We start from the raw sequence: 10,636 nt of genomic DNA on the forward strand, positions 1-10,636 counted from the left end.
ACCACGCGTACCTCGACGCCTACCGCGCCGCGGCGCGGACGCTGAGCCCCGGCCCGCACGTCCTGGTCGTGACTCCCCGGGGCGCGCGTCCGGGCACGGCGGAGAGGTCCTTCTGGGATGCCGTCGACAGTGAGACCCCGGACGGGCCGGAGGTGCACACGACCCTGGGGGACCCGGCGACCCTGCTCTTCACGAGCGGGACGTCGGGGACCCCGAAGGCGTGCCTGATGCCCCATGCCGCGCTGCTGAGCGTCCTGCCGTACGCCAGGCACGTGCTCGGCCTGCGTGCCGGGGAGTTGCTCTTCGCGACGTCGGACCCGGCGTGGGCGTACGGGCTGTACACCACCGGGCTCGCGCCGATGGCACTCGGCGTCCGGCGGCTCGTCTACTCAGGTCCCTTCTCGCCGGAGGCGTGGTGGGACCTCATGCACCGCCACCGTGTCGACGCGCTCAGCACGGCGCCCGCCGCTGTCCGGCGGCTGAGTTCGGTCATGGACTCGACGGGGGTGCCCGGGACGCTGCGGACGGTCGCGACGGCCGGGGAACAGCTCGCCGCCTCCGTGGCCGTCGCGTGGAAGGACGGCGGTGGCCCGCCGATCCTCGACGGTTACGGGCTGTCCGAGGTCGGCATGGTGCTGGGCGACCTGACGGACCCCGCGGCCACGTCACCGGCGGGCCGGGTCGCCGGGCCCCTGCCCGGCTTCGAGGTGATGATCGTCGACCGCGAAGGGCGGGAGCTGCCGCCCGGCGCGGCGGGACTGATCGGCGTGCGCCGGCCCCGGTACCAGATGACGAGCACGTACGAGAACGTCCCGCAGGCGTGGGCCGCCCGGTGGCGGGGCGACGTGTTCGTGACCGAGGACCGCGCCGTGGTCGACGGTCACGGCCACTGGCAGATCCTGGGCCGTGACGACGACATGATCATCGCTTCCGGACACAACATCAGTCCGGGCGAGGTCGAGAGCGCCCTCCTGCGGCATCCCGCCGTCGCGGAGGCGGCCGTCGTCGCGGCCGAGGTCCCCGGCCGCGGCACCGTCGTGCGCGCGGTGGTCGTGCTCACGCCAGGGGCATCCCCCGCTGACGGCTTCGACCGCGAGCTGCACCACCTGGTCACCGAGCACGTGGGCCGGTACGCGGCACCGAAGATGGTCGACGTCGTCGACGCACTGCCGCGCACCGCCGTCGGCAAGCTGCGCCGAGCGGCCCTGCGCTGAGGTCTAGGCTGAGTACGGACGCACCGTCGCCACGCGTCCGCACCCAGCAGTGAGAGGACCTCCCTGATGACGACCGCCGCCGACAGCCCTCGCAGCCCGGGCCGTCCTCGGTCGCTCGGCCGTGACCAGTCCGAGTCCACCCGTGAGCGGGTGCTGCGGGTGGCCACCGAGCTCTTCGCCCGGCAGGGGTACCACGAGACGGGGGTGGCCGAGCTGGGCGAGGCCGCGGATCTGCGGCGCGGCGCGCTCTACTACCACATCGGGTCGAAGGAGGCCCTGCTCTTCGAACTCTCCAAGCGGCACGTCGAGGAGGCACTGACGCGTGGCCGTCTCGTCCTCGAATCGCCGCAGGACTCCGTCGCGAAGCTTCGCTCGTTCGTGCATGAGCACGTCGCTGTCGTCACGGGCCGCCGGGCCGAGGTCGTGGTCGTCCTTCGCGAGATGCGTCACCTCACCGGATCGCGGGCCGAGGACCTGTCGGCGCTGCGGCGCAGCTACGAGCACCTCCTTGAGCAGATCCTCCAGGAGGGTGCCGAGGACGGCCGGTTCGCCGTCGTCGCCCCGTTCCAGGTCAAGGCGATCCTGGGCATGCTCAACTCGGTGCATCTGTGGTTCTCCTCCGACTCCGGGGCCGAGAGAGAGCGCGTTTCCGACGGTCTCGCCGACCTCATCCTGACCGGGGTCGCTCCCCGGGGCTGAGCCGCTCGCGCGCGCGTTGCCTGAGCACCTCGCCGTGCTCGTCCGAGCGGGGCGGCCGGCGCGGAGTCGCCAGCGGCGTGCCGCTGAAGCGCGGTGCGGGCCGGGGCTGGACGACGCCGTCGACGGTGAGGAACGTCCCGCGCGCGCGGTGATGCGGGTGCCGCGCCGCCTCACCGGGTGTCAGCACCGGGTGGACGCAGGCGGCGGAGTCGTGGAACACCTCCTCCCACTCCGCCAGCGAGCGGGTGCGGACGATCGCCGCGACCTCCTCGGCCTTCCCGGCCCACAGGGCGGGGTCGCGGTGCGCCGCGACCCAGTCCGTGTCGGCGGGGACGCCGAGACCTTCGAGGAAGGCGCGGTAGAACTGCGGCTCGACGGCGCCCACGCTCAGATGTCTGCCGTCGGCCGTCTCGTAGATCCGGTAGAAGTGCGCGCCTCCGTCGAGCAGGTTCGACTCCCGTTCGTCGTGCCACTGCCCGTCGGCGCGCAGTGCGTGCAGCATCGTGGAGAGCGAGGCCGTGCCGTCGGTGATCGCGGCGTCGACGACCTGCCCCCGGCCCGTGGTGCGCGCGTGCAGCAGGGCCGTGACGACGCCGAGCGCGAGGAGCATCCCGCCCCCGCCGAAGTCGCCGATGACATTGAGGGGTACGGCGGGAGCCGCGGCCGGTCCGATCGGGTGCAGCAGGCCGGTGAGGCCGATGTAGTTGATGTCGTGGCCGGGCAGATGCGCGAACGGCCCGTCCTGTCCCCAGCCCGTCATCCGCCCGTAGACGAGCGCGGGGTTGGCGGCGAGGCACACATCGGGTCCCAGACCGAGCCGCTCGGCGACGCCGGGCCTGAATCCCTCGATGAGCGCGTCGGCGTCGCGGACGAGTGCCAGGGCCCCGGCGACATCGGCGGGGTTCTTGAGGTCGAGTTCGACGGAGACCTTGCCACGGTTGAGCAGGTCCTTCTCGGGGGCGAGCGGGTTGCCCGCCTGCCCGCCGGGCCGGTCGACGCGGATGACCTCCGCACCCAGGTCGGCGAGGAGCATGGCTCCGTAGGGCGCGGGACCGATGCCGGCCAGCTCGATCACGGTGACACCGGCAAGCGGGCCGCTGCCGTTCGGGGCGGGAACCCCGGGCCCGGGCGCGTGGCTCATGCGCTCACCCGCTCGATGACCGTCGCGTTCGCCATTCCGCCCGCTTCGCACATCGTCTGCAGCCCGAACGTCAGGTCCCGGTCCTCCAGTGTGTGCAGCAGGGTCGTCATCAGCCGGGCTCCGGAAGCGCCGAGCGGATGGCCGAGTGCGATCGCACCGCCGCGGGGGTTGACACGGTCGGGGCCGATCCCGAGCGACCGCTGCCAGAGCAGCGGCACGACCGCGAATGCCTCGTTCACCTCGAAGGAATCGATGTCGGATGGTGTCAGTGCGGCACGTCGCAAGGCGGCTCGCGTGGCCGGGACGACGGCGTCGAGCATCGTCACGGGATCGTGGCCGACGACCGCGAACGAGCGGAACGCGGCGCGCGGCCGGCAGCCGAGCCGGTCCGCCGCCGCGCGCGACATCAGCAGCACCGCGGCCGCGCCGTCGCTCAGCGGTGAGGAGTTGCCCGCGGTCACCGACCAGTCCAGCCCGCCGAAGCGCCGGTCGGCTCCCTCCTCGGTGAAGACAGGGGAGAGCTTCGCCAGGCCGCCCGGGTGCGACTCGGCGCGGACGGTCTCGTCACGGACGGGCCCCGAGCCGGCGACGACCTCGCGATCGAACCCGCCGGACTCCCAGGTCGCGGCGGCCCGGCGGTGCGACTCGACGGCGAGGGAGTCGAGTTCCGCGCGGGTGAAGCCGTGGTCGCGGACGAGCAGTTCGGCGGCGATGCCCTGTGGGACGAGACCTGGCGCGTAGCGCTGCCGTACGCGCGGGCCATACGGGTCGAGCCCGCCGTACTGGCTGAACATCGGGACGCGGCTCATCATCTCGACGCCGCACGCGATCGCGACGTCGTAGGCGCGCGCGGCGATTCCCTGGGCCGCGAAGTGGATCGCCTGCTGGCTGCTGCCGCACTGGCGGTCGACGGTCGTGCCCGGCACGTGCTGCGGGAAGCCCGCTGCCAGGACCGCGCTGCGCGCGACGTTGGCCGCCTGTTCAGTGCCCTGGGTCACACAGCCGGCGATCACGTCGTCCACGACGCCCGGATCGATGCCGGCGCGGTCCACCACCTCGGTCAGCACGGTCGCGAGGAGGTCGACGGGGTGCTCGTGCGACCGGGCACCACCCGGTTTGCCCCGTCCCGTCGTCGTGCGGACCGCCTCGACGATCACTGGTTCGGAGTCGTTCATGAACTCACCCCTTGTAATGTACCGACTGGTCGGTACATGATGAGGTCGCTTCGGACAGGGCGTCAAGACGGCCGGAAACCCGACCAGCGCGACGAGAGGACAGGACATGGATGGTTCCGGTGCTGGTCGCGTGGTGCTGGTGACGGGTGGCTCGCGCGGCATCGGTGCCGCGATCGTGGACCTCCTGGCCACCCGCGGCGTACGGGTCGGCTGCGGCTACCGCTCCTCGCGTCACGAGGCGGAGCGGCTCGCGGCCCGCCACCCCGGCCGCGTCCTGCCGGTTCGCTACGAACTGGGCGACGCCGACTCCGCGGCCGGGGCCGTCTCGTATCTCGTCGGCGAGTTCGGCCGCCTAGACGGCCTGGTGGCGAACGCCGGCGTCTGGAACGGCGGACGGCTGGACGCGATGGACGAGGCGGAGTGGGCGCGTATCGCGAGCGTGAACGTGCTCGGTGCCGCCCAGGTCTGTCGCGCGGCCCTGCCGCATCTCGTCTCCCGGCGCGGGGCGAGCGTCACCGTGGTGACCTCGGTGGTCGGGCTGATCGGCGGTGCGGGCGACACCGCATACGCGTCCGGCAAGGCCGCGCTCATCGGCTTCTGCCGCTCCCTCGCCAAGGAGTCGGCACGGGCCGGCGTCCGGGTGAACGCGCTCGCACCGGGGTTCGTCGAGACCGACATGACGGCTCAGGTCTCCGGCGGCGCGCGCGACGCCATCGGCAAGCAGATTCTCCTCGGGCGCTCCGGGACTCCCGAGGAGATCGCCCGGGCCGCGGTCTTCCTCAGCGAGGACGCGACGTACTGCACAGGAACAACTCTCACGGTGGACGGTGGATGGTCGATATGACAGTCAACACAGGCATGGAGCAGGCGGAGTACCTGGCCGCGCGGGACCGGATCCGGGCCGCGATCTGGGACGAACTCGACCCGCTCGAAAAGGAGATCGAGGACACCGAGCACCTGCCGCTCGACCGCATCGTGCCGATCCTGCGCTCGGTCGGCGCGTTCGGGCTCATCGTGCCCCGCGAGTACGGCGGGCTCGGCATGTCGATGACCCAGTATCTGCCGGTCATCGCCGAGTTCGCGAAGATCCACGGCGGCATCCGGTGCCTCGTGCACGTGCACAACTCCTTCGCCCACGCGCTGTCGGAGATCGGCGACGACGAACAGCGCGGCGCCGTCCTGCCCGGCGCCTGCACCGGTGAACGCTCGGTCGCGTTCGCACTCACCGAGCCCGGCTTCGGCACGGGCGCGGACCTCGGCTCGACCGCGGAGCGCGTCGCGGGCGGCTACGCCATCAACGGTCGCAAGCACCTCATCACCAACTCCCAGATCGCGACGGAGTTCATCCTGTTCGCGAAGACCGGGCCCCGTGAGGTCACCGCGTTCCTGGTGCCCAGGGAATCCGCAGGACTGTCCGTCACACCGATGCCGGAGACGATGGGGTGCAAGGGCGGCGAGCACGGCGTCCTCGATCTCGTGGATGTGCGCGTGCCGCAGAGCGCCGTGATCGGCGACGTCGGCGGGGGAGTCGAGGCCCTTGAGGCCGCGCTGGAGATCAGCCGGGTGTTCATCGCGGCGTCGTCGCTCGGCACGTCCCAGCGGGCGCTCGAACTCTCCCTCGCGCACGCGAAGTCCCGTGTGACGTTCGGCAAACGGCTTGAGGAGCGGCAGGCGGTCCAGCGCTACCTCGCCGAGATGGCCATCGATGTCCAGGCCCTCGGCCTGATGCTGGCCGACGCGGCGCGCAAGGCCGACCGAGGAGAGCGGATCCCGGCCGAGGCCAGCATGGTGAAGATGTTCGGCCTCGACGCGGTCGGCCGCGTGACGGACCGGGCGCTACTCGTCCACGGCGGCATCGGCTACACCCGCTCGCTGCCCATCGAGCGGCTCTACCGCGACGCGCGCCTCAACTGGCTCGAAGAGGGTACGCCGACGATCCAGTACATGGTCACGGCGAAGGAACTCGTCAACGGCTACCGCTCGACGGATCCCTTCGTCCCGTGAACGAGGTCCAGCGGTCCGGTCACGGCGCGATCGGCCAGGGTGCCGTCCCTGAGCCGCGTCGTCGCGTCGCTCCTGGGGGCTTCTCGCCCTCGGAGCGGCGCCGCGCCGAGCGCCGCGCTTGAACCATGAACCGCTGAACCATGAACCGCTGAGCCATGATCCGCGCATGCGAACCCTTGGACGGGGCCCGTCCTTCCAGAGCCGGCTCCCCACGGAGTCAGGCTCGGCCTCGGCCGCCTCCGCGGCCGGCCGGCCGAGCAGCACTTCATGATCGTGCAGGGCCAGGACGGGCACCACAGCGGTCAGCCGCACATCGCCTCCCGCTGTGCTGTGCGGCCGGTGTCATTGCCGGAAAGCGAATCGCACCTCATGATGCCTGTCATCAGGCACTCCGCTGAAATGCGAGGCGTATCCCCATGCACCAGGCCCACCATGGCACGCGGGTCACCGTAGCCCAGTTGCTCGCACTGGGAGTGACGCCCGGCTACGAGGTGATCGGCGGCGACAACGCAGTGCTGCGGAGTGTCGAGTGTGTGGTTCCCGGGACCACGGTGCGGGCCATCTCCGCCCTGCCGCCCGGTGCGCTCGTCGTGTTCGACCGGAGCCGGCTCGCCGCCGAGGACATCGCGATCGAGTTGGCGATCTCCACCGGTTTCCGGACCCGGATCGCCGGCATCGTCGCCGAGCGGCCGCACCGCCGCATCCCGGCGGCGACCCAGCACCTGGCCGAGAAGTTCGACCTGCCCATCGTGCTCCTCGACCGGGTCGACGTCGGCAGCGTGGTGGCGGAACTCGAACCGCATGTGCGGGCACCCGCCCTCGTCGGCGCCAAGCTGCTGCACGACGCCGTCACCGCGCTGTCGAGCGTCCCCAAGGACACCGGGGAGCTGCTGCGCCGCCTCGCGGTCGTCATGCGCTGCCCGGTCGGGCTCGTCGACACCGACGGGCACCTCATCGCCGGCACCCTGGAGCCGCTGACCCCCGCGTTCCTCTCCGGCCTGGCCCGGCTCGCCGCCTCACCCGCACGGGCTCCGCGCACCCTGCGCGACGGCGACGAGCCGCTGCTGGTCCACGCGGCGACGGTGGCGGGAGGCGCGGCGCCCAACCTGTGGCTGGTGGCGAGGCCCCCGTCGGCCGGCTCGGGTCACGTACTCAACGCGCAGACCCGCATTCTGGCCGTGGCGGCCCTCGCCTACACCGCCTACCTCAGCGAACGCTCGCTGACCTTCGAACGGGAGAGCCGGCAGCGCACTCTGCTGCTCACCGACATCCTCGAAAACCCGGAGACGCCCCGCAGACAGACCGTCGAGCAGGCCACCACCCTGGGCTGGCGCCTGTCCGGCTGGCACACCGCGGTGCACATAGCCGGCCGAAACGCGGAGGCCATGTCCAACCCGGGCGGTACGGCGGCGCTGCTCGAACAAGCGCTGCGGGCGGAGGGGCTGACCGCGGGCCTCGTCGAACGACCCGCCGGCTGGGCGCTGTGGACCACGGTCGACGCCGAACCCCGCCCCCACGAAGCCGCCACGCTGGCCGAACTGGTGCGCCGGGCGCTGCTGAGCGCCGGGCACGACGATCCACGGCTCCGTCCGTACGCCGGGATCGGCGGTGCCCACCCGGGTGTCAGCGGGCTGGGGCGCTCCCTCCAGGAGGCCGAACAGGCCGGCCTGCTCGCCCGTACCCAGGACACCGACGCGCCCGTCGAACACGTGGACACCGCCAGCGTCAAACGGCTCCTGGTGGCCTGGTACTCCAGCGGGCCGCTCGGCGACATCGTCAACGGGCTGCTGGCACCGGTCCGCTCGGCGGACCCGAACGGCGAGCTGATCCAGACGCTGCGCGCCTACCTCGACAACGAGTCGTCGACGACCGTCGCTGCCGCGGTGCTCGGCGTGCACCGCAATACCGTGCTGAACCGGCTGGAGAAGGTGAGCCGGCTGCTCACCGTGGATCTCACCCAGCCCGATCAGCGGCTCGCGGTGCGCCTGGCCGTGCACGCGGCGACGGAATCCCGCTAGGCCGTTCCGGGCCCTGGGTACTGTGCACAGCCGCTGCCCACATCTTCAGCAAAGCGCCTAGTGACGGCTTCCTCGCCGCGTGGTTCGCTTCGTGAAATCGCCAATCGAGGAGGCAATCGGTGCGTGAGATCACCGTCGAGGATGTCGAAGACCTCGCTCTGGGCGCTGTCGTGCTCGGTACGGGCGGTGGGGGAGACCCGCACATCGGCAAGCTGATGCTGCTCCAGGCGCTGGAGCGGCACGGCCCGGTCCCACTGGTCCGCGCCGACGAGCTGGATCCCGAGGGGCTCCTGCTTCCCGTCGCGATGGCGGGCGCCCCCACCGTGATGACCGAGCGGATCCCGAACGGCCGCGAGCTGAGCCAGGTCCTTGAAGCACTCGAAGCGCGGCTGGGCAGGCGCGGCGTGGCGATCATGCCGGTCGAGATCGGCGGGATCAACGGCCTCTTTCCCGCGGCGGCCGCCGCCGAACTGGGCCTTCCGGTCGTCGACGCGGACATGATGCGCAGGGCGTTCCCGCAGATCGAAATGACCCTGCTGCACCTCGCCGGCATCAAGGCGAGCCCGTTCAGCCTGTGTGACGTGAAGGGCAATCATGTGATGCTCGACGCGGTCGACAACATGACGGCCGAGAAGCTGGTCAGGTCCTGCATCACCCAGATGGGCATGGCGGTGATGGCGAGTGCCTACCCCCTCACCGCGAAGCAGTGCGTGGAATCGGCGGCCAACGGGTCGCTGAGCTACTGCGTCGAGATCGGCCGCCGCGTCCGTGCCGTCCAGAACGGGGAGCCGAACGCCTACGAGCGGTTCCTCGGCTTCTGCGACGCGCAGATCCTGTTCACCGGCAAGGTGACCGACATCGACCGCTACACGACGGACGGCTGGGTGCGGGGCACGGTGTCGCTGGAGCACCTGGACGATCCGACCCGGGCGATGCGGGTGGAGATCCAGAACGAGAACCTGATCGCGTTCGAGGACGGCGAACCGCGGGTGACCGTCCCTGACCTGATCACCTTCCTGGACAGGGAGACCGGTATTCCGATGACCACCGAGGGACTGGCCTACGGGCAGCGGCTGCACATGATCGCGATGCCCGCGGACGCGAGGTGGCGCACCCCGGAGGGGGTGGCGCTGACCGGGCCGCGGGCGTTCGGCTACGACATCGACTACGTGCCGTTCGAGGTCTCCCGATGAGCGGGCTGCGGATCGGCATCGACGTCGGCGGCACGCACACCGACGCGGTGGTCGTCGACGCCACCGGCAACGTACTGACCTGGCACAAAGCACCCACCACACCGGAGGTGCTCGACGGCATCAGTGCCGCGCTCGCCGCCGTGCTGGTCGGAGTCGACGGCGACGCGGTCGGCCAGGTCATGCTCGGCACCACCCATCCCGTCAACGCGATCATCCGCCGGAAGGGTCTGGCCAGGGTGGGAATCCTGCGGCTCGCCGCGCCCGCCACGCTGGCGATCGAACCGCTCCTCGCCTGGCCCAGGGATCTCAGGGCGCTGGTGAGCGGACACGTCGAGATCATCCACGGCGGGCACGAGTACGACGGCACCGAACTCTCCCCGCTCGACGAGCAGGCCGTGCGACGGTTCGCCGAGTCCTGCCGTGACACGGTGGACGCGATCGCGATCACCGGTATGACCTCCCCCGCCAACCCCGGTCACGAGATCCGGGCCGCCGAGATCGTCACCGAGACCCTCGGCGAGAAACTGCCGGTGACCCTGGGCCACGAGGTCGGCGGCCTCGGCCTGCTGGAGCGGGAGAACTCCGCGGTGCTGAACGCCGCCCTCACCATCGTCGGCACCGACATCGTGCACGGGCTGGAGCGCGCTCTGGAGCGGCACCGGCTGCGGGCCGAGGTGTATCTCACCCAGAACGACGGCACGCTGCTGTCGGCGGCCGAGGCGATCCGGCGGCCCATCCTGACCATCGGGTCGGGCCCCACCAACTCGATGCGGGGCGCCGCGTACCTGTCGGGACTCACCGACGCGATCGTGATGGACGTCGGCGGCACCTCCACCGACGTGGGACTGCTCGTCGACGGATTTCCGCGTCAGTCGGCCGGTGCGGTGGAGATCGCCGGCGTGCGGACGAACTACCGTATGCCCGACCTGATCTCCGTCGGCATGGGTGGCGGCTCGGTCATCCGCACCGGACCGGAGTTCGCGGTCGGCCCGGACAGCGTGGGCCACGAGCTGTCGCACCGGGCGCTCGCGTTCGGCGGCGACACCGTGACGCTCACCGATGCCGCCGTCGCGGCCGGGCGGGCGAGCGTCGGGACCCGGAACCCGGCGGGCGGACTCACGGCAGGCACCGCCGCCGCGGCCGTCGCGTGGCTGGACGAGCGGGTGGCCACTCTCGCCGACCGCATCAGGGC

The 10,636-nt window shown here is 71.6% G+C and carries 9 protein-coding genes; 7 read left to right on the plus strand and 2 right to left on the minus strand.

Going from position 1 to position 10,636, the window contains the following annotated elements; genetic code table 11:
* Together ACWF94_RS21640 and ACWF94_RS21645 are read left to right on the plus strand one after the other, a co-directional pair.
* Positions 1-1,214 (plus strand): AMP-binding protein (locus ACWF94_RS21640; RefSeq protein WP_453490712.1); only part of this gene is annotated, 1,214 nt, incomplete at its 5' end.
* A gap of 66 nt (positions 1,215-1,280) precedes the next feature.
* Positions 1,281-1,913 (plus strand): TetR/AcrR family transcriptional regulator, encoded by a 633-nt coding sequence (locus ACWF94_RS21645; RefSeq protein WP_453490715.1) that lies wholly within the window; start codon positions 1,281-1,283, stop codon positions 1,911-1,913.
* Here ACWF94_RS21645 and ACWF94_RS21650 read toward each other — a convergent pair.
* Together ACWF94_RS21650 and ACWF94_RS21655 are read right to left on the minus strand one after the other, a co-directional pair.
* Positions 1,882-3,054, minus strand: coding sequence for a CaiB/BaiF CoA transferase family protein (locus ACWF94_RS21650; protein WP_453490718.1), 1,173 nt, complete (start codon positions 3,052-3,054; stop codon positions 1,882-1,884). The genes ACWF94_RS21645 and ACWF94_RS21650 overlap by 32 nt on opposite strands.
* Positions 3,051-4,229 carry a thiolase family protein gene (locus tag ACWF94_RS21655; RefSeq protein ID WP_453490721.1) on the minus strand — a complete coding sequence of 393 codons (1,179 nt, stop codon included), beginning with the start codon at positions 4,227-4,229 and terminating at the stop codon, positions 3,051-3,053. Before ACWF94_RS21655 ends, ACWF94_RS21650 begins: the two co-directional genes overlap by 4 nt.
* 106 nt (positions 4,230-4,335) lie before the next feature.
* On the opposite strand from ACWF94_RS21655, the gene ACWF94_RS21660 reads away from it, so the two are divergent.
* From ACWF94_RS21660 to ACWF94_RS21680, 5 genes are all read left to right on the plus strand, one after another.
* On the plus strand, positions 4,336-5,073 hold the full coding sequence (locus ACWF94_RS21660; protein ID WP_453490723.1) for an SDR family oxidoreductase: 738 nt from the start codon (positions 4,336-4,338) through the stop codon (positions 5,071-5,073).
* Positions 5,070-6,233 carry an acyl-CoA dehydrogenase family protein gene (locus ACWF94_RS21665; protein WP_453490726.1) on the plus strand — a complete coding sequence of 388 codons (1,164 nt, stop codon included), beginning with the start codon at positions 5,070-5,072 and terminating at the stop codon, positions 6,231-6,233. The genes ACWF94_RS21660 and ACWF94_RS21665 overlap by 4 nt, the downstream gene beginning before the upstream one ends.
* 416 nt (positions 6,234-6,649) lie before the next feature.
* Entirely contained in the window at positions 6,650-8,251 is a 1,602-nt protein-coding gene (locus ACWF94_RS21670) for a PucR family transcriptional regulator (protein WP_453490729.1), read from the plus strand.
* A gap of 119 nt (positions 8,252-8,370) precedes the next feature.
* Positions 8,371-9,444, plus strand: a complete 1,074-nt coding sequence (locus ACWF94_RS21675) for a DUF917 domain-containing protein (RefSeq protein ID WP_453490732.1) — start codon at positions 8,371-8,373, stop codon at positions 9,442-9,444.
* The coding region (locus ACWF94_RS21680) for a hydantoinase/oxoprolinase N-terminal domain-containing protein (RefSeq protein WP_453490735.1) at positions 9,441-10,636 on the plus strand (1,196 nt) is incomplete at its 3' end. The genes ACWF94_RS21675 and ACWF94_RS21680, both read left to right, overlap by 4 nt.

The sequence above is a fragment of the Streptomyces sp. NPDC055078 genome (assembly GCF_053607985.1).

Coding starts and splice junctions, on each gene's coding strand:
- ACWF94_RS21645 (WP_453490715.1), top strand. CDS start 1,281: ATGACGACCGCCGCCGACAGCCCTCGCAGCCCGGGCCGTCCTCGGTCG.
- ACWF94_RS21650 (WP_453490718.1), bottom strand. CDS start 3,054: ATGAGCCACGCGCCCGGGCCCGGGGTTCCCGCCCCGAACGGCAGCGGC.
- ACWF94_RS21655 (WP_453490721.1), bottom strand. CDS start 4,229: ATGAACGACTCCGAACCAGTGATCGTCGAGGCGGTCCGCACGACGACG.
- ACWF94_RS21660 (WP_453490723.1), top strand. CDS start 4,336: ATGGATGGTTCCGGTGCTGGTCGCGTGGTGCTGGTGACGGGTGGCTCG.
- ACWF94_RS21665 (WP_453490726.1), top strand. CDS start 5,070: ATGACAGTCAACACAGGCATGGAGCAGGCGGAGTACCTGGCCGCGCGG.
- ACWF94_RS21670 (WP_453490729.1), top strand. CDS start 6,650: ATGCACCAGGCCCACCATGGCACGCGGGTCACCGTAGCCCAGTTGCTC.